At 69.9% G+C, this 22,230-nt stretch carries 18 protein-coding genes; 12 read left to right on the top strand and 6 right to left on the bottom strand.

The window, feature by feature from the left end:
• Positions 1-48 precede the first annotated feature (48 nt).
• The 4 genes from QM809_RS03805 to QM809_RS03790 all read left to right on the top strand — a co-directional run bounded on the left by QM809_RS03805 (position 49) and on the right by QM809_RS03790 (position 4,214).
• On the top strand, positions 49-789 hold the full coding sequence (locus QM809_RS03805) for a DUF2470 domain-containing protein (protein ID WP_415044493.1): 741 nt from the start codon (positions 49-51) through the stop codon (positions 787-789).
• Entirely contained in the window at positions 786-1,466 is a 681-nt protein-coding gene (locus tag QM809_RS03800; RefSeq protein ID WP_415044492.1) for a class I SAM-dependent methyltransferase, read from the top strand. Before QM809_RS03805 ends, QM809_RS03800 begins: the two co-directional genes overlap by 4 nt.
• 724 nt (positions 1,467-2,190) lie before the next feature.
• Positions 2,191-2,994 (top strand): CPBP family intramembrane glutamic endopeptidase, encoded by an 804-nt coding sequence (locus QM809_RS03795; protein WP_415044491.1) that lies wholly within the window; start codon positions 2,191-2,193, stop codon positions 2,992-2,994.
• A gap of 383 nt (positions 2,995-3,377) precedes the next feature.
• Entirely contained in the window at positions 3,378-4,214 is an 837-nt protein-coding gene (locus tag QM809_RS03790; protein WP_415044490.1) for a formate/nitrite transporter family protein, read from the top strand.
• Between the two features lie 87 nt (positions 4,215-4,301).
• Here QM809_RS03790 and QM809_RS03785 read toward each other — a convergent pair whose 3' ends face one another.
• The 4 genes from QM809_RS03785 to QM809_RS03770 all read right to left on the bottom strand — a co-directional run bounded on the left by QM809_RS03785 (position 4,302) and on the right by QM809_RS03770 (position 8,434).
• A complete protein-coding gene (locus QM809_RS03785) occupies positions 4,302-5,288 on the bottom strand; it encodes an ABC transporter substrate-binding protein (protein WP_415044489.1) in 987 nt (328 codons plus the stop codon).
• 61 nt (positions 5,289-5,349) lie between these two features.
• Positions 5,350-6,273, bottom strand: coding sequence for an ABC transporter ATP-binding protein (locus QM809_RS03780; protein ID WP_415044488.1), 924 nt, complete (start codon positions 6,271-6,273; stop codon positions 5,350-5,352).
• The gene (locus tag QM809_RS03775) at positions 6,270-7,385 is read right to left on the bottom strand and encodes a FecCD family ABC transporter permease (RefSeq protein ID WP_415044487.1); all 1,116 of its coding nucleotides are present in this window, start codon (positions 7,383-7,385) and stop codon (positions 6,270-6,272) included. Before QM809_RS03775 ends, QM809_RS03780 begins: the two co-directional genes overlap by 4 nt.
• The gene (locus QM809_RS03770; protein ID WP_415044486.1) at positions 7,382-8,434 is read right to left on the bottom strand and encodes a FecCD family ABC transporter permease; all 1,053 of its coding nucleotides are present in this window, start codon (positions 8,432-8,434) and stop codon (positions 7,382-7,384) included. Before QM809_RS03770 ends, QM809_RS03775 begins: the two co-directional genes overlap by 4 nt.
• 118 nt (positions 8,435-8,552) lie before the next feature.
• Between QM809_RS03770 and QM809_RS03765 the strand changes: the two genes are divergently transcribed.
• Positions 8,553-9,389 (top strand): MBL fold metallo-hydrolase, encoded by an 837-nt coding sequence (locus tag QM809_RS03765; protein WP_415044485.1) that lies wholly within the window; start codon positions 8,553-8,555, stop codon positions 9,387-9,389.
• Here the strand turns inward: QM809_RS03765 and QM809_RS03760 are convergent.
• Positions 9,358-10,575, bottom strand: coding sequence for a CaiB/BaiF CoA transferase family protein (locus QM809_RS03760; RefSeq protein WP_415044484.1), 1,218 nt, complete (start codon positions 10,573-10,575; stop codon positions 9,358-9,360). The genes QM809_RS03765 and QM809_RS03760 overlap by 32 nt on opposite strands.
• Positions 10,576-10,577: 2 nt before the next feature.
• Positions 10,578-12,167: a Rieske 2Fe-2S domain-containing protein gene (locus QM809_RS03755; RefSeq protein ID WP_415044483.1), complete on the bottom strand. Its 1,590-nt coding sequence runs from the start codon at positions 12,165-12,167 to the stop codon at positions 10,578-10,580.
• 252 nt (positions 12,168-12,419) lie between these two features.
• Between QM809_RS03755 and QM809_RS03750 the strand changes: the two genes are divergently transcribed.
• The 7 genes from QM809_RS03750 to QM809_RS03720 all read left to right on the top strand — a co-directional run bounded on the left by QM809_RS03750 (position 12,420) and on the right by QM809_RS03720 (position 22,207).
• Positions 12,420-13,223, top strand: a complete 804-nt coding sequence (locus QM809_RS03750; RefSeq protein ID WP_415044482.1) for a lysophospholipid acyltransferase family protein — start codon at positions 12,420-12,422, stop codon at positions 13,221-13,223.
• A gap of 46 nt (positions 13,224-13,269) precedes the next feature.
• A complete protein-coding gene (locus tag QM809_RS03745; RefSeq protein ID WP_415044481.1) occupies positions 13,270-14,088 on the top strand; it encodes a lysophospholipid acyltransferase family protein in 819 nt (272 codons plus the stop codon).
• On the top strand, positions 14,078-14,971 hold the full coding sequence (locus tag QM809_RS03740; protein WP_415044480.1) for an HAD family hydrolase: 894 nt from the start codon (positions 14,078-14,080) through the stop codon (positions 14,969-14,971). The genes QM809_RS03745 and QM809_RS03740 overlap by 11 nt, the downstream gene beginning before the upstream one ends.
• A gap of 250 nt (positions 14,972-15,221) precedes the next feature.
• Positions 15,222-16,199 carry a type IV toxin-antitoxin system AbiEi family antitoxin domain-containing protein gene (locus tag QM809_RS03735; protein ID WP_415044479.1) on the top strand — a complete coding sequence of 326 codons (978 nt, stop codon included), beginning with the start codon at positions 15,222-15,224 and terminating at the stop codon, positions 16,197-16,199.
• Between the two features lie 752 nt (positions 16,200-16,951).
• The gene (locus tag QM809_RS03730) at positions 16,952-18,790 is read left to right on the top strand and encodes a SpoIID/LytB domain-containing protein (protein WP_415044478.1); all 1,839 of its coding nucleotides are present in this window, start codon (positions 16,952-16,954) and stop codon (positions 18,788-18,790) included.
• A 158-nt stretch (positions 18,791-18,948) separates the two neighbouring features.
• Positions 18,949-20,190, top strand: coding sequence for a UDP-galactopyranose mutase (glf, locus tag QM809_RS03725; protein WP_415044477.1), 1,242 nt, complete (start codon positions 18,949-18,951; stop codon positions 20,188-20,190).
• A gap of 16 nt (positions 20,191-20,206) precedes the next feature.
• Entirely contained in the window at positions 20,207-22,207 is a 2,001-nt protein-coding gene (locus tag QM809_RS03720; RefSeq protein WP_415044476.1) for a glycosyltransferase, read from the top strand.
• Positions 22,208-22,230 lie beyond the last annotated feature (23 nt).

Raw genomic sequence — 22,230 nt, 5'->3', positions numbered from 1 at the left:
CTTACCTAAGCGCTCCGGATCGGGGCGACGAGACCAGGAGGACCCCGGATGCAGGGAACCGAACCCGTGGCCATGCCCGTTCCGTGCGATGCGGAGCGGATCCAGACGGCATGCCGTCGTGCGAACGAGGGAACGCTGTCGGCAGACGGATGCGCACCCGCTGCGGTCGCGATGGTTCACCTCTTCGAATCCGAGGCCTTCATGGTGGTGCCCGACGACGGTGAGGTCCGCGAGCGGGCCGAGTACGCGCTCGACGGCCTGCCCGCCATGCTGGAGCTGGCCGACTGCGCACCGATCAGCCTCCGCGAGCGGGTCCGTTCGCTGATCTGGCTCTCCGGTCGCGTGCACGCGGTCCCGGCCGAGCTGGAGCGCGAACTGGCCGTCGAGATCGCCGGCGACCACCCCGACTCCCGACTCCTCGACATCGGCCACGGCTACTGCCTGCTGCGGCTGCACCTGGACAACGCCGTGATCGCCACCTCCGCCGGGGCGTCGGCGGTGGACGCCGCGGCGCTCTCCTCCGCCGAGCCGGACCCCTTCTGGGAGTACGAGGGCCAGTGGCTCAGCCACCTGGACGCCGACCACCAGGACCTGGTCTACCGGCTGGCCAGCAAGTTCCCCGAGCATGTGCAGCGCGGGCGGGTGCGTCCGCTCGGCCTGGATCGCTTCGGCATCACCTTCCGGATCGAGACCCCCGACGCGGACTCCGACGTGCGCCTGGCCTTCGAGCGGCCGTGCCGCGAGGTCGGCGACCTGTCCGAGGCGCTCCACGAACTCGTCGAGCAGTGACCGCGACGATGTCGCGGCGCTTCGCCGCACAGAACGCCCTGGGGTACGACGCCCGGATCGTCAACCTGGTTCCGGGGTACGCCGAGCTGCATGAGATCAGCGCGGCCGTCCTCGCCGCCCGGCTGCCAGAACGCGCTCGCGTTCTGGTGGTCGGCGCCGGGACCGGAACCGAGACCCTCGCCCTGGCCCAGCAGAATCCCGGCTGGGAGCTGGTCGGCGTCGACCCGTCGGCCGACATGCTGGCGATCGCGCGCCGTCGTGCCGCCGCCGAATCGCTCGACACGGTGACCTTCCACGAGGGCTACGTGGGCGATCTCGCCGACGAGAAGCCCTTCGATGCCGCGGTCAGTCTGCTGGTGATGCACTTCGTCGCCGGTGACGACGAGAAACGCGATTACCTCGCCGACATCGCCGGCCGACTGCGGCCCGGCGCTCCGCTGCTGCTGTGCGATCTGATGGAGCACGACGAGGACGACCTCGACGTGATGGCCGAGTACGCCGCCGCCCGCGGGGTGGGCGCCGAGGCGCACGCAGGCATCCGGCAGCGACTGCAGACCGATTTCTTCCCGCTCGACGACGATGCCCTGCGCGCCCTCGCGGCGGAGACCGGCTTCACCGCGCCGCGCCCGTACTTCCGGGGCGTCGCGTTCGCGGCGAACGAGTTGCGCCGCAGCTGAGAAGCCCGTTCCCACGTCGCCGTCACTCGCGGCGACCACCGGTCGGGGGTGGTCACGACCACGAGTGGCGGCGCCCGACCGGATCCGGCGGACTCGTGTGGATTCAATCCACACGAGTCCGCCGTCTGCACGGCGCTCCCCGGTCCTCGGCGGCCGTTCCGCTCCCCGAGCCTCGATTCGTCGGGGCGTGCTCTGCCGGTGGCCGCTTCGCTCCCTGCGCCGAGGCGGAACGTAGTGACGAATCGCGTCGAAGGGTCTCCCGGTGAACGATCACCGGGCCTCTTCGCCGTGCGGGCTTGCTGCGCTCGCCTGCGATTCGGGAAGCGGTGGAGGACTCGGCGAGGACGGCCGTCCGCGGCCACGACTCTGACCAGCGGACACCCGAGTACCGGGAACCACTCATCTGAATGGGTGTTCTCCGGTACTCGAGCGTTCTTCGGTCCTCGAATATTCTCCGGTGCTCGAGCGTTCTCCGGTGCTCGAGCGTTCTCCGGTGCTTGAGTGTTCTTCGGTGCTCGAGTGTTTTTCGGTGATCGAGCGGAGTCGAGATCTCTGCGGTGCTCAGGAGGTGGTCTCGACTCCGCTCGACCGACGAGAGATCCGCTCCACCGACGAGAGATCTGCTCGACCGACGAGAGAAGAGCCCCGACCGACGAGGAAGACCAGGCGCACCACCTCCGATCGGAGATCGGGGCGTCGGGAACCACTCCTCTAGGCTGGCGGCGTGAGTCTGTGGGAGCGATTGCGCCGGGCGCCGGAACCGTCGGTCGAGGTGGAGCACGACCCGGTGCAGCGCCGCGCACTGATCGTCGAACTGGTGATCGTCGGGGCCCTGACCTTCGGGTTCTCCGCGCTCTCGGCGATCCTCTCGCTGATCGACGCACAACTGTCCGGCGGGATCGGCGCGCAGACCGTGGTGCTCAACCCGAGCCAGTCCGACATCGGGGCCGTCGACTTCGCCCGGCAGCTGATGCGGGCCGCACGACTCCTGGCCATCGGTGCGCTCGGGGTCTATCTGCTGTGGCGCAGCGGGATCGGGCTCCGACGCATCGGGCTCGGTGCGCCGCGGAGGAACGACGTCCCGCCCGGGCTGGCGCTCGCCGCGCTGATCGGGCTGCCCGGACTCGGGCTGGTGGCGCTCGCGCGGGTTCTCGGGATCAACGCGAACCTGGTGGTCGGCGGTGCGGGCATCTCGTGGTGGGAGTATCTGACGCTGGTCCTGATCGCGATCGGCAACGCGGTGGCCGAAGAGGTGATCGTGGTGGCCTACTTCCTGGTGCGTCTCCGGCAGCTCGGGACGGGGCGCAACGCGGCGCTCGCGTGTTCGGCGCTGCTCCGCGGGGGATATCACCTCTACCAGGGCTTCGGCGCAGGACTGGGCAACGTGGTGATGGGGGTGATCTTCGCGCGGTGGTACCAGTCCACCGGGCGGGTGTGGCCCCTCGTCGTCGCCCATGCGGTGATCGACGTGGTGGCGTTCGTGGGGTATGCGCTGCTCGCCCCGCATCTGGGGTGGCTCACGGGGTGAGGCGGGTCCCTTCGGCGCGGTGCGCGCACTGCGTTCGCAGACCGGCTCAGGGGTCGGGGCGGTGCTCGACGTCGTCGGGTCGGCGTGTCGAGTCTCCTCTTCCGTGTCGCTCGCCATCCATGCCCCGCGACACGGAAGAGGAGACTCGACACGCCCTCCAAGACACGCTTTCCGAAGGGGGATCGCGGCGGCGGGGCGCGACACGGAACAGGAGACGCGACACGCCCATCAGGGGGAGGCGCGCGGACCTCACCGGAGAACTTCTCACGGTGTGAGCAGCGCCGTCGTGCGGGTTCGGTGACACGACCGGCGCCGCGGACGTAACCGGACGGGAACCGGGGTGCCTTTGGATCGGAGGCAGTCGTGATCCAGAGGAGAACAGCATGTCGTACGTGAAACCGGCGGACTTCGTCCGCTCGATGGTCGACGCCGGAGAGGCGAAGGCCTTCCTGTCCACCCGGGACACCCTGATCCGGGCGTACATGGCCGGTGCCGTCCTGGCCCTGGCCGCGGCGTTCGCGGTGACCGTCACCGTCCGCACCGGTGAGCCGCTGCTGGGAGCGCTCCTGTTCCCGGTGGGCTTCTGCCTGCTGTACCTGATGGGCTTCGATCTGCTGACCGGGGTCTTCACGCTGGTGCCGCTGGCGGTGCTGGACAAGCGGCGCGGTGTGACGGGCCGCCGGATGCTCCGCAACTGGGGCCTGGTGTTCCTCGGCAATCTGGGCGGCGCCCTGACCGTGGCCGTCATGATGGCCGTCGTGGTGACCTACGGTTTCAGCGTGTCGCCGGACGAGGTGGGCCTGCGACTCGCCGAGATCGGGCACGACCGCACCGTCGGCTACGCCGCGCACGGCGCCGCGGGCATGCTGACGCTCTTCGTCCGCGCCGTCATGTGCAACTGGATGGTCTCCACCGGCGTGGTCGGCGCGATGATGTCGAAGTCGTTGGGCGGCAAGGTGATCGCGATGTGGATGCCGATCACGTTGTTCTTCTACATGGGTTTCGAGCACTCCGTCGTCAACATGTTCCTGTTCCCGTCCGGCCTCATGCTCGGCGGCGACTTCGACCTCGCGGACTACCTGGTGTGGAACGAGATCCCGACCGTGCTGGGCAACCTGGTCGGCGGCCTCACCTTCGTCGGCCTGGTGCTGTACACGACGCACGGCCGGACCGAGCCGGACACGCGACCGGCCCCGATCGCGGTGGAGTCGAAGGCCTGACGGCTTCTCCCACCCCCGGATACGAGGCGCCCGCCCGTCACACCGTGGTGACGGGCGGGCGCGTCGTCGTACGCCGGTCCGGCGGGATCAGAGCTTGCTGACGGCCGCGGCCAGCTTCGGAACGATCTGCTCCAGCGAGAACTTCAACGACACCGGGGTGCCCGCGGACAGGCCCTTGTTCGCCGGATCCGTCTCGGGGATCGTCACCGCGCGGCCGTCCCGGACCACCGCGAGCGAGTTCAGCCGCTGGTCGCCCTGCAGGTCGGCGACGGGCAGGGAGATGGTGGAGAGCAGCGCCACCTGGGCGTTGAGGTCGGCGACGCGCTCCACCGGGACACTGGCGAAGAAGCCGGAGCTCTCCAGCTTCTCCACCGGCGGGTTCTGCGTGAAACCGAGCGCCGCGAAGACGTCGAACCGGGCGTCGCCGGCGAGGTAGGCGCCGTAGGCGGTGCCGAACTTCACGGCGTTGACGAAGGTCTTGCCCGCGAAGTCCGGGTTCTCGCTCTTCAGCCGGTTCGACGTCGACTCGGTCTCGCCGATCAGCTTCTCGGCGGCGTCGCCCTTGCCCAGGGCCTTGCCGATCAGCTCGGTCTGCGTCTTCCAGTTCACCGCGAAGTCGCCGCTGCCCTCCGGAGCGGTGACCACCGGCGCGATCTGCGCGAGCCGGTCGGTGACCTTCTGGTCGGCCTTGGCGCGCACGTTGAGGATCAGATCGGGCTTGAGCTCCTCGAGCTGCTGGTAGTTGAACTCGCCCTGGCTCTGCGCGGAGATCAGGGTGGGCTCGTCCGCACCGAACGCGGGCGCATCCCATTCGCCGACGCCCTTGGTGGCGTCGGCGAAGGCCATCCAGTCGTAGATCGCGATCGGTTTCACGCCGAGTTCCAGCGCGATGGCGCCGTCGGACCAGCCCAGGCCGATCACCCGCGGATTCTCCGGGAGGGAGAATCCGGGATCGGCCGACGGGTCGTCGTAGATCTTGTTGTCACCGCCCTCGTCGGTCTTGACGCACGCGGTGAGCGCGAGGAGGAGCGCGGCCACCAGGGCCAGGAACGCTCCGAGACGCCGGGTCGACATGTTCGGTCCTTTCGTCGGGGTGGGGAACTCGGTCGGGCTGGAAGGTCGCGGACCGGGGAGGTCAGTGTCCGCTCGCCGCGCGCAGGTTCGCGGTGTCGCCGGGGAGGGACGTGAAGTCGACGGGGTTCTCGGCCAGCGGGACGATCATCGGGGTGCCGGTCTCCGGATCGGGGACCACCTGGGAGCGCACCCCGAAGACCTTCTCGACGAGGTCGGCGTCGAGGATCTCGCTCGGCGCCCCGCTCGCGAGGATCGCGCCGCTGCGCATGGCGATCAGATGGGTGCCGAACCGGGCGGCCTGGTTGAGGTCGTGCAGGACGGCGACGAGGGTCTTGCCCTCCGCGTTCAACTCGGCGCACAACTGCAGCACCTCGAGCTGGTGCGCCAGATCCAGGTACGTGGTGGGCTCGTCGAGCAGCAGGATCGGGGTCTCCTGGGCCAGCGCCATCGCGATCCAGACGCGCTGGCGCTGACCGCCGGAGAGCGCCTCGACGGTGCGGGTGGAGAGTTCGGTGAGCCGGGTCGCGGCGAGGGCTCTGTCGACGGCGCGCTGATCGTCGTCGGTCCACTGCTGGAACATCGACTGGTACGGGAAACGACCGCGCGAGACCAGGTCGATCACCGTGATGCCCTCGGGGGCGATCGACTGCTGCGGGAGCAGACCGATCTCGCGGGCGAAGCTCTTGCCCTTGTAGGAGGCCACCGGCCTGCCGTCGAGCAGCACCTCGCCGGCAGTCGGTTTGAGCAGTCGGCTCAGCGACCGCAGCAGCGTCGACTTGCCGCACGCGTTCGGTCCGACGATCACCGTGAACGAGCCGTCCGGGATCACCGTGTCGAGGTTCTCGATGATCACGCGTTCGCCGTAACCGACGCGGAGTCCGGAGACGGTGAGCCGGGCGCCGGTCGCTCCCTGGGCTTGTCCGGACGCTCCCTGGGCTTGCCCGGACGCTCCCTGAGCTCCGTCGAAGGGGGTCGATGCGTTCATAGTCGGGCCTTTCGTGCCTGGGCCATGAGCAGGAAGAGGAGGTAGACGCCGCCGAGCGCGGTGGTCACGACGCCGACGGGCAGCTGGGTGGTCGGCGCCAGGACGGTCCGCGCGATCGCATCGCTGGAGACCAGCAGCGTGGCGCCGACCGCGGCCGAGGTGATCAGGGGGATGCCGGCGCTCGGCGTGAGCCGGGCCGCCAGCTGGGGCGCGACCAGGGCGACGAAGGCGATCGGGCCGACCACCGCGGTGGTGGCCGCGGCGAAGCCGACGCCGACCACGAGCAGCAGCAGCTCGGTGCTGTCGGTGTCGACGCCTTTGCTCTGGGCCGAGTCGGCGCCCAGCTCGAACATCCGCATGCGCGGCGTCACGACGGCCAGCACCGGGAGCAGGACGGCCAGCACCACGAACACCGGGACGGTGTCGGTCATGGTGAGGTTGCGCAGATTGCCCATGCCCCACGCGGCCGCCGAGCCGGCGTTCTGCACATTGGCGGTGGCCACCAGGTAGCCGTTGAACGAGACCAGCATCGCCGAGATGCCGATGCCGACGACGATGAACCGGTAGTTGCCGGTGCCGCCGCGCATGCCGAGCAGGTAGACGATCAGGCCGGTGCCCAGACAGCCGATCAGCGCGCCGATCGTGGTGCCCGCGCTGCCGAGGCCGAAGACCAGCATGGCGATCAGCGCGCCGGTGTACGCGCCGGTGGTGAAGCCGATGATGTCCGGGCTGCCGAGCGGATTGCGGGTGACGGTCTGGAAGATCGCGCCGGAGAGCGCCAGCGAGATCCCGCCGAGCACGGCGACGATCACCGCGGGGGCGGCGGCCACCACGCGGGTGGCGCCCGGTCCGCTCTCCTGACCGGCGAGGATCGCGAAGATCTCGCCGAAGCCGAGGTTCGGCGAGTCGGTGGTGGAGATGCCCAGCGACCAGAGCGCGATCAGGGTGGTGGCGAGCACCAGCACCAGCGTCACCGCACCGGCGAGCAGGTCCACCTTCACACTGAGCGGCCCGACCCGGAGGAACCGGATGCGGCCGGGCCAGCGGGCAGGCGGGACGGCGGCGCCGCGGCCGTCCGGGAGCGCGGAGTTCGAGACGTCGGCGGTGGTCACAGCGGGGATCCCCGATCCTTGCGGGCGAGCCAGATCAGCAGCGGGGCGCCGAGGAAGGCGGTCACCATGCCGACCGGAAGCTCGCTGGGAGTGGCGACGCGGGCGATCAGGTCCGAGCCCACCAGCACGATCGGGCCGGTGACCATCGACATCGGGATCACCCAGCGGTTGTCGGGTCCGAGCACCATGCGGACCGCGTGCGGGACCATCAGGCCGACGAAGGTGATCGGTCCGACGGCCGCGGTGGCGGCGCCGCACAGCAGGGTCACGGCGACGAAGCCGACGGCGCGGACCGCGGTGACCGGGACGCCGAGGGCCGAGGCGCGGTCGTCGCCCAGCGCCAGGGCGTTGAGGTAGCCGACCAGGGCCACCGCGACGACCAGTCCGACGACGACCGGGATCCACGCGAGGGAGAGCTCGGTCCAGCCGCGGCCGTCGAGCGTGCCGATCAGCAGTCCGCGGATCTGGTCGAAGGTGCTCGGGTGGATCATCGTCAGCGCGAAGGCCAGGCCGCTGAGCATGGCGGCCACCGCGACACCGGTGAGCACCAGTTTGGCCGGGCTCGCCCCGCCCGGTCCGCGGGAGCCGACGAAGTAGACCAGGACCGCGGCGGCGAACGCCCCGGCCATCGCCCACCAGGTGTAACCGCCGGCGGAGACGCCGAAAGCCACCGAGCCGACGACCATCGCGAAGTACGCGCCGGCGTTGACGCCCAGGATGCCGGGGTCGGCGAGCGGGTTGCGGGTCAGGCCCTGCATCACCGCGCCGGCCACGCCGAGGGCCGCCCCCACCACGGCGCACAGCAGGGTGCGGGGCACGCGGTCGTCGCGGATGATGATCACGTCGGTCGGATCACCGGTGCCCCACAGGGCGTTCCAGGCCTGGTCGAGGGAGATGTCGCCGCTGCCGACGAAGAATCCGCCGAGGAGCAGCAGCGCCAGCAGCGCGGTGAGGCCGAGGACGGCCGAGGCGCGGGTGAGGGGGCCGCGGCGTCCCGGTGCGGGGCCGGGCGACGACGGTGTCGGTGTCTGCACGGATACCTGTGTCACGACGTCCTTCCTCCCGGGGACCGTGGTCCGCCTGTCGGTCAAGTAAGCCTAACCTCGTACATCGAGATATGCACCGATCGTCTCCGCGGGCGTCTCGGGGATCGTTAAGGTCGCCGGTATGGAGGAAGTGCGGCTCAGCGAGCACGTGGTGATGCTCCGCGGCGACGGCGGCGTCTACCCTAACGGCAGTCCGCTCCGGGTGACCGGCGGGGACACCGTGGTGCAGATCGACTCCTCGCTCGACTCCGGTTGCGCCGCAGCCGATCTGATCGTGCTGAGTCACTATCACGAGGACCACGTGGTCGGGCTCGGGGAGACCCGCGCCCCGGTCACGGTGCACCGGCGCGATCTTCCCGCCGTGGCCTCCTGGGACGAGTTCGTGCGCTGCATGAACGTGCCGCCCGGCGCGCTCGGCGACGAGCTGAAACGGACGTTCCGGCTCTCCGAGCGACCCGACGCGACACCGTTCGACGACGACGCGGTGATCGACGTCGGCGGCGGCGTCACCCTCCGCGCGGTGCCGCTGCCGGGGCACACCGGCGGGCACTGCGGCTTCTTCGTGGAACCGGACGGGGTGTTCTTCACCGCCGACGTCGACCTCTCGTCGTTCGGTCCGGTGTACGCGGACCTGGAGTCGACGCTGCCGGACGTGCGGGCGTCGCTGGCGCGGTGCGCCGAGATCGAGGCGGCGGTGTACACCACGTTCCACCACAAGGGCCCGTACACCGACCGGGCCGGGTTCCTCGCGGACCTGGCGACGCACGCCGCCGCCCTGGACGCGCGTGAAGCGCGGCTTCGTGCGCTCCTGGCGGAGAGACCGGCGGGGGAGGGCCCGACGACCGCGCGCGAGCTGGTCGGCCGCGGCGTGGTCTACCGGGTCGGGGGTCGTCGTCCCTGGTACGCCGATGCGGTGGAGGAGGTCATCATCGGCCACCATCTGGCGGAGACGGTCTGACGGCGGCGGCCACCACGCCCGCGGTGAGCGCGGCGTCGACGGCGGCGGCATCCAGGCCCAGATCCGCGAGCACGGTGCGGGTGTGCTCGCCCAGCGCCGGGACCGGGCCCATCGGGGCCTCGTGGTCGGCGAAGGTCGCGGGCGGGAGCAGCGCCTCCACCTGCGCGTTCGGTGTGTCGATCCGTCGCCAGCGGTCGCGGGCCCGCAGTTGCGGGTGCGCGGCGGCCGAGTCGACGTCGCGGATCTCGGCGGCGGGCACCCCGGCCTCGGCCAGGCGTGCGGACAGGTCCTCGACGGTCCACCGCGCACTGAGTTCGGCGACCACCGCATCGCATTCGGCGCGGTGGCGCACGCGGTCGATGTTGGTGGCGAACCGCGGATCGTCGACCAGATCGGGGCGCTCGAAGACGTCGCGCATCAGCGTCTTCCAGCCGTTGTCGCTCTGCACGCCGATGAGGATCTCGCCGTCGGACGTCGGATACGAGTCGTACGGCGCGATCGACACGTGCCCGACGCCCATCCGCGGCGGCTGGCTCCCGGTGTGGAGCGTGCTGTACATCGGGTAGCCCATCCACTCGAAGGTCGATTCGAGCATCGACACCTCGATCTCGGCGCCCTCACCGGTGCGGGCCCGGCGCAGCAGCGCCGCGAGGACGGCCTGGGCGCAGTACATGCCGGAGGCGATGTCGGCGGTCGGGATGCCGGTCTTCACCGCGGCGTCGGCGGTGCCGGTGATCGAGATCAGTCCGGCCTCGGCCTGGACCAGCATGTCGTAGGCCTTGCGCTGCGCGTACGGGCCGCCGCCGCCGTAACCGGACAGGTTCACCGTCACCAGTTCCGGATGCCCGGCGCGCAGTTCGGCCGCACCCAGCCCGAGGCGTTCGGCCGCCCCGGGCGCCAGGTTCTGGACGAAGACGTCGGCCGTGTCGATCAGCGTCCGCACGAGGGTCCGGCCCGCCGTCGACTTGAGGTCGACGGCGAGGGACTCCTTGCCGCGGTTGAGCCACACGAAGTGCGCGCCGGTGCCCTCGACGAAACGGTCGTAGCCGCGGGCCAGGTCGCCGCCGTCGACCCGCTCCACCTTGATCACCCGCGCGCCGAGATCGGCGAGCTGCCGGGTGGCCAGGGGAGCGGCGACGGCCTGCTCCACCGAGACGACGGTGAAGCCCTCGAGCGGAAGCGTCACGGTCAGTTCTGCGCGGCCCCGCCGGCCGGCTCGGCGCGCAGCTCGTGACCCTTGGTGGTGAGGCAGCGGCCCGACTTCAGATCCCACTCCCAGCCGTGCAGGTTGCAGGTGAGCTTGTTGCCCTCGACCACGCCGAACTTGCCCAGATCGGCCTTCAGATGCGGGCAGCGGCGCTGGATGGTCCAGCCGTCCAGGGTGACCGACTGGTCGTCGTCGTGCGCCTCGGAGAACCAGCCGTCGGCGTACGCGATCCGCTCGTCGGTGAGGCACTTGAAGAAGGTGTAGAGGTATTCGTTGTAGCCGCCGATCCGCCAGGTGGTGAAGCGGGTCGAGAGGAAGATGGTGTTGACCCAGTCCGGCTCGTCGTCGCGCAGCACGGTGCGGACCAGTTCGGGGGCGATCCGGAAGCCGTAGCGGTACTTGCCGTCGCCGTCGGCCTTCATGCGGACCTCGCGCTTGGGGAAGTCCAGGACGAAGGTCTCCTCGCCCACGACGAGGCCGACGGGGTAGCCGATGCCGTCACAGATCAGGTCCGACTGCTTCATGATCGGTTCGAACAGGTCCTTGAGCTGCGGCAGCAGCGGCTCGCCGTCGGCCGGGGCCCAGGAGGCCTTCTCGGCCGCGATGATCGGAGCGAACTTCTCCTTCATCCGGTCCAGGTAGGCCTTCTTGTTCTCCCCGAAGACCAGCTCCGGCGGGTACGGATGCGCCAACTCCAGCATCTCCGACCCGGCGAACTTCGCGCTCGATCCGGACACCATCATCAGACCGCGGTGCAGCGTGCCGTCGTCGGTGCCGTGCGTCTTCATCTGCTCCAGGAACTCGGCCTGGTCGGGGAAGATCGACGCCTGGTCGGAGTCGCTGCCGGTGTTGAAGTCGTTGGCGGTGTAGAGGTCGTCGTCGAGGAACATCGGCGGACCGGCCGAGGGGACCACCCAGGTGGCGCCGACCTGCTCGATGTAGCTGCGGGCCCGGTCCATGCCGCGCTGGCGCTTCTGCTTGGCGAAGTTGGCCTTCGACTTCTTCGGGATGTCGTAGACCATCGGGTACCAGATGGCGCCCGAGTACTGGAGCAGATGCACGTCCACGTGCCCGAACTCCTGCTTCACGACGTCGAGGTCGACCGGGCGCGCGTCGTTCATGTTGAAGCAGACGGTCTCGCCGTCGTCGATCAGGATGCCGGAGTCGCCGATCGGGCCGTCGGCCGGGGCGCGGAGCGCGATGATCATGACGTCCAGGTCGCCCTTGGGGCCGCTGACCTTGTGCTTCACCGAGTCGGTGGTCTCCACGAAGGTGTGGAAGCCGAGACGTTCCAGGTCGCGCTTGAGGTCCGGCACCGGATAGTCCGGCAGCAGGACGACGGCGTCCTTGTTGACGTTCTCGATCAGGTTCTGCTCGTCGTAGTGATCGCGATGCAGGTGCGAGACGTAGAGGTAGTCGCAGTCGCCGAGCGCCTTCCAGTCCAGTTCGGTGTTGTCCGGGAACGGGATCCACGATGCGAAGTACGCGGGGTTGACCCACGGGTCGCAGAGGATCGATCCGGCCGCGGTCTCGATGTGGAATCCGGCGTGGCCGATGGAGGTGATCTGCACGGGGCTGAGACCTTTCCGATAGAGCAAGGGCTGTACACCTCAGCCTATCCGGGCGGTCGAGCCGGATGCCCGGGGCCTTGAGCCCGAGTGCGGCGGGACCATCGGGCGGGGTGGTCGCCGTCATGGATCCGGCAGATCGACCGTCGGCGGCATCGCGGTTTCCGCGGAGCGTCCCGTCCCCGGCCGCACGCCGCTCCGGTCGCGGCTCGACGACGGCGCACGTGTCGGACGTCCCGACTAAGGTCGGGGGTCATGGAACCCGTCTACGACACCGTGATCGGTGTGGCTCGCACCCTGTGGCTCGCGCAGGGCCTCAAGTTCAAGATCTCCGGCGTCGAGAACGTGCCGGTGCAGGGCCCCGGTGTGGTCGCGATCAACCACACCGGCTACCTCGACTTCACCCTCGCCGGCATCCCGGCGTTCCTGCAGAAGCGCAAGGTCCGCTTCATGGCGAAGAAAGAGGTCTTCGACAACAGGTACGGCGGCCCCGTCATGCGCGCGCTCAAACACATCCCGGTGGACCGCGGCAACGGTGCGGAGAGCTACCAGACCGCGGTGGACTACCTCAAGAACGGGGAACTGGTCGGGGTGTACCCGGAGGCCACCATCAGCCGCAGCTTCGAGATCAAGACGTTCAAGTCGGGTGCGGCACGGATGGCGCTGGAGTCCGGTGCGCCGATCATCCCGACCGTGGTCTGGGGTGCGCAGCGGATCTGGACCAAGGGGCACCCCCGAGCGATGGGGCGGAACAACTTCAAGATCGCGATCGGGGTGTGCGAGCCGATCCGGCCCGAGGGCACCGTGGACGAGATCACGCAGCGGTTGCACGACTCGATGTCGGCGAAGCTCGCCGAACTGCAGGAGATGTACCGCGAGTGGAACGGCCCCTACCCGGCCGGCGAGTTCTGGGTGCCTGCCAAGTTCGGCGGCGGAGCTCCGACGCTGGCGGAGGCTGACGCCATGGACGCCGCCGACGCCGCGGCCAAGGCGGCTGAGCGCGCCCGGCGCGAGGCGCAGGCCGCCGATCCCGACCGGAACGACGAGACCCGCGGGTAACCCGCACGAGCAGCCGGTCGTCCGGTGCCGAGAGAGAGGGGGAGCGATGGAACCGGTGTTCCGCACCCTGGAGATCACGGCGGGCACGCTCGTCCGCCTGCAGGGCACCCGGCGCCGGTACTCCGGCCTCGAACACGTCCCCCGATCGGGAGGCGTCGTGCTCGCGCTCAACCACAACGGGTACCTGGACTTCCTGGCTCCCGCTCTCGGTCTGTACCGGAGGGGCAGACGCGGGCGGTTCATGGTCAAGTCCGAGCTGATGGACGTCGGGATCATGCGTTTCCTGATCCGCCACACGGGGTCGGTGCCGGTGGACCGCTCGGCGGGCGCACAGGCCTACCGGGCGGCCGTCGACACGCTCCGGGCCGGCCACGTCGTGGTCGTGTACCCGGAGAGCACGATCAGCCGGAGTTTCGAACTCAAAGAGTTCAAGACCGGGCCCGTCCGGATGGCCCGTGACGCCGGGGTGCCGATCGTGCCCGCCGTGCACTGGGGTGCGCAGCGGCAGTGGAGCAAGGGCACCCGGCGACGCGCGGGTTTCACCCGGATCCCGGTCCATGTGAGATTCGGGGAGCCCGTCGTCGTCCCCGCCGACGCCGACGTCGAGACGGCCACTCGGGATCTGCGCGACACGATGGAGCGCCTGTTGCACGACGTCCAGGCCGGCTACCCCGAGGCGCCCGCCGGTGCCGACTGGCTCCCGGCGCGCCTGGGCGGAGGGGCTCCGACGCCGGCGGAGGCGCTCGGGATCGAAGACGCCGAGGCCCGCGAGAAGGCGCGGCGTCGTGCCGAGCGGGCGGTGCGGGAGAAAGCCGACCAGGATGCGAGAGAACGTCCGAAGGAGAACAGACCTGATGACCGATGACCCGGAACCGGCGGCCTGGGCGCCGCCGAACCGAGAGCCGACGGACTGGGGACCGCCCAGCCTGATCGCCTCCGACGTCGACGGAACACTGCTCGACCGGGCCGACACCCTGACACCTCGTACCCGAGCGGTGCTCGAGCGGGCGCGCGCCGAAGGCGTCGAACTGGTGCTGGCCACCGGGCGTCCGCCGCGGTGGATCCCGCAGGTGGCCGATCAGCTCGCCGACTCGTCCGCCGCGGTCCGGTACGCGGTCTGCGCGAACGGCGCGATCGTGTACGACGTCCTCGCCGACGAGATCCTGCACGTCGAGGCCCTCGAGACGGAGGTGCTCCGGGAACTCGCCGAGGCGGTGGCCGAACGCCTGCCCGGGGTGGGACTGGCCGTCGAACGTGCCGCGACCCTCGCGGACAGCGGTGCGGGCGACGCGGCCACCGCGCCCTTCGTCGCCACCGCCGGATATCAGCACGCGTGGCTCAACCCCGACCACGTCGAGGTGAACGACGAGCAGATCTTCGCCGTCCCGGCCGTGAAGATGCTGGTGCGCGACACCTCCATGACCTCGCGCGACATGGCCCACCGGCTCCGCCCGGCCCTGGGCGACCTGGCCGAGGTGACCTTCTCCATCGACACCGGTCTGGTGGAGATCTCCGTTCCGCGGGTGCACAAGGCCCGCGGTCTGGCCTGGTTGGCCGAGCACACCGACGTCGACGCCCGGGCGACGATCGCGTTCGGCGACATGCCCAACGACATCGAGATGCTGCGCTGGGCCGGACTCGGGGTGGCGATGGGGCACGGCGATCCGGCGGCGACGGCCGTGGCCGATCAGGTGGCGCCCTCGAATGCGGAGGACGGACTCGCGCAGGTGCTGGAGCACTGGTTCTAGATTCTCCGGGCCGGTCCTCTTCCCGGGTGGTTCGTTTCCGGCTTTCCGGCTTTCCGGTTTTCCGACGTGTCGCGGCCCCTCTTCCGTGTCGCTGACCATGGACGACGCGCGACACGGAAGAGGAGCCGCGACACAGCGGCGCAAGAGGGGATCGAGCCCGCCGTCGTATCCTGTGGACAACTCCGCGCTCGGCTGACGAGCCTGTGGACAGTGCGAACACGGTTCGCGCGATCGGGTGTCTGATCGGCGGATGGACACAGACGTACGCGGGCTCCCGCACGACGATCACGGGCTCATCCGTCGCGAAGCCGCACTCGCCGCGGGCTTCACCGACAACCGGATCTGCCGACTGGTGGAGAAGAAGTCTCTGGCGAGGCTGGCCCGCGGGGTCTACATGATCCCGGAGGCGTCGGACGAGGCGGACGCCACCCGGCGAGCCGAGATACGAGCGCGGGAGTTCCGACTGCGGAGCATCGCGGTGGTGACCACCGAGCACAGCCGCGGTGCGACGGTGCTCAGTCACCAGTCGGCGGCCGTCGTGCACGGGTTGCCAATGCTCAAGGCCCCGATGGGGGTCGTGCACCTGGTCAACGGGGAGATCGGGGGCGGCAGCGTGCGCAGATCCACACATGTGCACGCCGGTGAACTGCGCGACGGAGACCTGGTCGAGGTCGACGGCATCGCGGTGACCGGCCTCGAGCGCACCGCGGCCGACGTCGCACAGGCGGTGGTGCCGGAGCATCCGCTGGCGTTCGCGCAGGCCCTCGTCGTCCTGGACGGGGCGCTGCACCTCGACGCCTCGCGGGAAGCGCTCGCCCTGCAGTTGGCGGGACGACGCCGCCGCGGCACGCGTATCGCCCGCGCCGCGCTCGCGTACGCCGACGGACTGGCCGAGTCCGTCGGCGAATCGTGGGGTCGTGCGCAGATGATCGGCGCGGGTCTGCCGCTGCCGACACTGCAGGTGGAGCACGTCGTGAACGGGACGACCTACCGCGTCGACGGCGACTGGCGGAGTCGTCTGGTGTGGGAGTTCGACGGGATGAGCAAGTACGGCCGGTATCGCCGGCCGGGGGAGTCGGTGGCCGACGCGGTGGTACGGGAGAAGCACCGCGAAGACGAGCTGCGTGCCGCGGGCATCATGGTGGTCCGGTCCCGGTGGGCGATGCTGGAGGCCGGCACGATGGTGCCGAAGCTGGAGTACTGGCTCGATCGGCTGAGTCTCCGCTGAGACCTACGACGCCCAGGCCCGCCCGGTTCCGTGCTGCAGATCCGTCTCGGGTGTGTCGTGCCGCGGACTCCGGTGACGGTCCCGGCTCGATCGCGCTCGCCGGTTCCGCGCCACGGGCTTTCGTCGTTCGGTGCCGCCTGGCCCCTCGCCCCCCCCTGCGGCGTGTCGCGTTCCCTCTTCCGTGTCGAGGCTCATGGATGACGCGCGACATGGAACGGGAGTCGCGACACGCGGCCCGAGGCGAGGCGACACGCCGCCCGGAGCCTGGAGCCCGGGGCGAGAGCGGGCACGGGTGCGGCGCTCCGACGGGGCTCGCATCGGCATGTCGCGGCCCCTCTTCCGTGTCGCGGCTCATGGACGACGCGCGACATGGAGCAGGAGTCGCGACACGCCGCTCGGGGGCGGGAGGGGAGGCACCGGTGCGTCGGTGGCCGTCTCGGTCGTGTCGCGCCTCGTCTTCCGTGTCGCGGTCCATGGATGATCCGCGACACGGAAGAGGGAACGCGACACGCCAGGCAGGAGTTGCGACATGACGCGCCGCGATCCGGCGCCGGGGGCGTCGTCGACACCCCGCAGCCTCTCCTGAACAGCGATGACGGCACGTGAGCGACCCGACTCTCGGCACTCAGTGTGATCCGGTTGTGACGTGTCGCTGGTTGGCAACCCATCTATATACCACTACTGTCACAGTAGTCCCACTAATCACACGGGCCACAGGCTGCAGCTGAGGTCCCGCGCGAATGAGGTAAGCAGTGCCCAAGACCCGACCCGGCAGAGCCAAGAAGCGGAATCTCACTTTCGCGGCCCTTGCGGTCACCCCCGTGATGATCGCCGGCGGCCTGCTGGCCGGTGGTGGGCAGTGGATCGAGGATGCGGGCATCTCGTTGCGCGCGAGTTCGGTCACCCTCAACGGTCACGGCCACGGTCACGGTCGCGGCCTGGGGCAGTGGGGTGCCTACGGGTACGCCAAACGCGGCTGGAACGCCGACAGGATCCTGCGTCACTACTACGGCAACACGACCGCGGGGAAGGTGGACAACCCCGACGTGACCGTCTCGCTCAGCGAGAAGCGGTCGGTCGATGTCCGCGCGGACGGCGGTGCCAAGGTAGGCGGGGTGAACGTGTCTCCCGGACAGGCCGTGAGTCTGTCCGGGGGCACCGCCACCATCAAGCAGGGCTGCGGCGGTGCCGTGATCCGGACCGCGCCCGCGCAGTGGATCGATCCGATCACCGCGGGCCCGAACCGCCCGGCCGGCGAACTGCTGACCTTCTGCGACAGCGGTGACAAGTATCGCGGTTCACTCGGTGTGACCGCCGACGGCATCGCGAACAAGCTGCACATCGACGACTACGTGAAGGGCGTGATCCCCAAGGAGTCGGTGCCCGGCTGGGCTGACACCGGAGGTTTCGAGGCGCTCAAGGCGCAGGCCGTGGCGGCGCGCTCGTACGTGCTCGCCGGCATCGCCTCGGGCCGCAAGATCGACAACACCCAGCAGTCGCAGGTGTATCAGGGCGCCTCCGGGGAGGACCCCCGCACCAACCGGGCCGCCGACGAGACCGCGGGCCAGGTCCGGATGCGCGGCGGCAAACCGGTGCTCGCCGAGTTCTCCGCCTCCACCGGCGGGTACACCGCGGGCGGCGACTTCCCGGCCGTGATCGACGAGGGCGACTCGGTCTCCCCGAACCACGACTGGACCGTCGAGGTGAGCCCGTCGAGCATCGCGTCGGCGTTCGGGGTGGGCACCCTGCGCAGCTTCGAGGTGATCGAGGCGAACGGTCTGGGCGCGGGCAGCGGCCGCGTGGTCAAGGTGCGCGTGGTGGGCTCGGCCCGCACCGTCGAGGCCACCGGTGACGAGGCCCGCACGAAGCTGCAGCTCAAGTCCGACTGGTTCGCGGTGAAGGGGCAGAAGAGCCTGCCCAAGATCGTCAAGCCTCCGGTGAGTCCGGGTGCGCAGGGCGGCCTGCTGGACTTCCTGGATCTGAGTCCGCTGTTCACGCTGCTCGGCGGTGGCAGCGGCGGACTGCCGGACCTCTCGGCACTCGGTCTCAGCGGCGACCTCAGCGACCTCGCCGGTCAGTTGACGCCGATCATCGAGCAGATGATCGAGGTGGGTCGGGGGGCGCTGGCCCAGAAGCGTGTCGCGATCTCCGGCGGCGAGTTCTCCGACAACCCCGCGGCCGACCCCAACCGGCCGAGCGCCAACCGCAACGGTTCGCTGGGGACCGTCAGCGACGAGTCGGCCACCGATCCCAAGGGGCCGAGCGCGAACCGGCACGGCTCGCTGGGCACGGTCGCCGACGAGTCGGCCACCGATCCGCAGGGACCGAGCGCGAATCGCCACGGTTCGCTGGGCACGGTCGGCAAGGACCGCAGCGACAACTCGCAGGGCTCCCTCGGCACCGTCTCCGAACCGGAGCTGGTGACCGACGGCAAGGGCACGCACGGGCTGGTCCAGGTGATCGAGAACGGCCTCATCTACTACAGCCCGAACACCGGGGCCACGGCGCTGCTCGGCCAGGCGCTGACCGATTTCCTGAAGGCGGGCGGACTCGCCGTCCTCGGCTTCCCCAAGCGGGACGGACTGCGCTGACGGACGGCCGCCGAACCGCCTCGCATCGGGTACGACGCCCGCTCCCTCGTCCGGGTCGGACGAGGGAGCGGGCGCTTTCGGCGGTGTGAGCATCCGAACCCGTGATCGGGGTCGTGCCTTGCTGAACACTCAGGAACCTTCCGATAACCTGAACAGTTGTGACGGATAACCATGCGTACTCGCAGGACGCGACCCGCTCGCAGGACTCCGGCGTCGACCTGATCGTGGTCGGATCCGGTTTCTTCGGCCTGACCGTGGCCGAGCGGGCGGCGACTCAGCTCGGCAAGCGGGTCCTCGTCGTCGAACGCCGCGGCCATCTGGGCGGCAACGCCTACTCCGAGCCGGAGCCGACGACCGGCATCGAGGTCCACAAGTACGGTGCGCACCTGTTCCACACGTCGAACGAGAAGGTGTGGGACTACGTCAATCGGTTCACCGACTTCACCGGCTACCAGCACCGGGTGTTCGCGATGCACGACGGCCAGGCCTACCAGTTCCCGATGGGACTGGGTCTGGTGTCGCAGTTCTTCGGTCGCTACTTCACCCCGGACGAGGCGCGCGCGCTGATCGCCGAGCAGGCCAGCGAGATCGACACCGCGGACGCGAAGAACCTGGAGGAGAAGGCGATCAGTCTGATCGGCCGCCCGCTCTACGAGGCCTTCATCAAGGCGTACACCGCCAAGCAGTGGCAGACGGACCCGAAGAACCTGCCCGCGGGCAACATCACCCGGCTGCCGGTGCGCTACACCTTCGACAACCGGTACTTCAACGACACCTACGAGGGGCTGCCCGTCGACGGCTACACCGCGTGGCTGGAGAACATGGCCGCCGACGAGCGCATCGAGGTGCGGCTGAACACCGACTGGTTCGAGGTGCGCGACGAGCTGCGCGCGGCCAACCCCGACGCGCCGGTGGTCTACACCGGGCCGCTGGATCGCTACTTCGACCACTCGGCGGGTGAACTGGGCTGGCGCACCCTCGATTTCGAGATGGAGGTGCTCGACACCGGCGACTTCCAGGGCACCCCGGTGATGAACTACAACGACGCCGACGTGCCGTACACCCGGATCCACGAGTTCCGGCACTTCCACCCCGAGCGCACCGAGTACCCGACGGACAAGACTGTCATCATGCGGGAGTTCAGCCGCTTCGCCGGCGAGGGCGACGAGCCGTACTACCCGATCAACACCCCCGAGGACCGGCAGCGCGTCGCGGCCTACCGCGAGCTCGCCAAGGCCGAGACCGCGGAGAACAACGTGCTCTTCGGCGGTCGCCTGGGCACCTACCAGTACCTCGACATGCACATGGCGATCGCCAGTGCGCTGACCATGTTCGACAACACGCTGGCCCCGCACCTGCGTGACGGGACGCCGCTGGCGACTCGGAACGACGCGGACTGACGGAGCGAGAACGACGATGACTTCCCCCGACACCGCCATGCCCGCCGCCGACCGGCACGACGTCGCCGATCCCGACAGCAGGGCCGTCTCGCTGCTGCAGCGCGTGATCTTCCCGCGCCCGGGCGAGCCGATCGACGTGCGCTCGCTGTACCTGGTCGAATCCGACCGCAACGAGGCCCGCGCCCACGCGCCCGACCGCACCAGCGTCCGCATCGGCGGCGAGTCCGAGGTGAGCTTCGCGACGTACTTCAACGCCTTCGCCGCCTCGTACTGGCGCCGCTGGAGCGTGCTGAAGTCGGTGGTCCTGCGCATCGAGCTCGCCGCGGGCGACGGTGCGGTGACCCAGGCGCCCGCGCGCGTCGACCTGTACCGCTCCAAGATCGACGGCTCCCGCATCGCGATCGGCGGCGACCTGGTCCGGCTCGGCGCCGACGGCCGGGGCGTCTACGAGTTCGAGACCGACCTCGGCCCGTTCGAGGACGGCGGCTGGATCTGGTTCGACGTCACCACCGACACCGCGACCGAGATCACCGCGGCCGGCTGGTACGCCCCGATCGAGGTCCCCCCGTCGGCGGGCTCGGCACGCGGCCGCGGCGCGGGCACGGTCCCGGACAAGCGCATCACCGTCGGCATCCCGACCTTCAACCGACCGGCCGACGCCGTGGCCGCGCTGGCCGCGCTCACCTCTGACCCGCTGGTCGACGCCGTCGTGGACGCGGTGATCATGCCGGACCAGGGCACCCGCAAGGTGAAGGACGAGCCCGGCTACGCCGAGGCCGCGGCCGCTCTCGGCGACCGCCTGCACATGTTCGACCAGGGGAACCTCGGCGGATCCGGCGGCTACTCGCGCATCATGTACGAGGCGCTGCGTCTCACCGACAGCCCGTACGTGCTGTACATGGACGACGACATCATGATCGAGCCCGACTCGATCCTGCGCGCCCTGGCGATGTCCCGGTTCGCCGAGACCCCGATGCTGGTCGGCGGCCAGATGCTGAACCTGCAGGACCGCAGCCACCTGCACTGCATGGGCGAGGTCATCGACCGCGGCGACTTCATGTGGACCGCCGCGCCGTTCGTCGAGTACGACCACGACTTCTCCAAGTACCCGCTGACCGACCGCGAGGACTCCAAGGACCTGCATCGACGGATCGACGTCGAGGGCAACGGCTGGTGGATGTGCATGATCCCCCGCATCTGCGCCGAGGAGATCGGGCTGCCGCTGCCGCTGTTCATCAAGTGGGACGACTGGGAGTACGCGCTCCGCGCGGCGCGCGCCGGCTACCCGACGGCCACCGTCCCGGGCATCGCGATCTGGCACATGGCGTGGACGGACAAGGACGACGCCATCGACTGGCAGGCCTACTTCCATCTGCGCAACCGCCTGGTGGTGGCCTCGCTGTACGACGGCGACGTCAACGGCATCCTCAAGTCGATGGTCAAGGCCACCGCCAAGCATCTGCTGTGCCTGGAGTACTCGACGGTCGCCATCCAGAACGAGGCGATCCGCGACTTCCTGGCCGGGCCGCACCACATCCGCGAGATCCTGCCGACCGCGCTGGGCAAGGTCGCCGAGATGCGCAAGGGATACCCGGACGCCGTCGTGCTGCCGTCGGCCACCGCACTGCCGAAGACCTCCGGCGAGGCCACCCACCTGGGCATGCACGAGCCGCCGAACCCGGTCGCCAAGGTCAAGACGCTCCTCAAGGCGATCGTCAACAACGTCCGCCCGGCCGATCCGCGTCACCACGAGGTGCCGCAGGCCAACTACCCGCCGATCGAGGCGCGCTGGTACTCGCTGGGCCTCGTCGACGGGGTCACCGTGACCACCGCGGACGGCCGCGGGGTGGTCTACCGACAGCGGGACCGCGAGAAGATGCTCCGCCTGGGCGCCGAGTCGGCCAGACTGCAGAAGGAACTGCGGCAGCGGTTCGACGAGATGCGTGCGCAGTACCGGGCGGCGCACGAGGAACTGGCGAGCGAGGAGAGCTGGGCACGTGTCTACGGAATCGACTGAACCCCTCGACGGAGCTCGGGGAG

Source organism: Gordonia sp. (in: high G+C Gram-positive bacteria), assembly GCF_047600385.1.
Taxonomy (GTDB): Bacteria; Actinomycetota; Actinomycetes; order Mycobacteriales; family Mycobacteriaceae; genus Gordonia.
The sequence above is the reverse complement of the archived record's forward strand: the minus strand, read 5'-3'. Positions and strand labels throughout refer to the sequence as shown.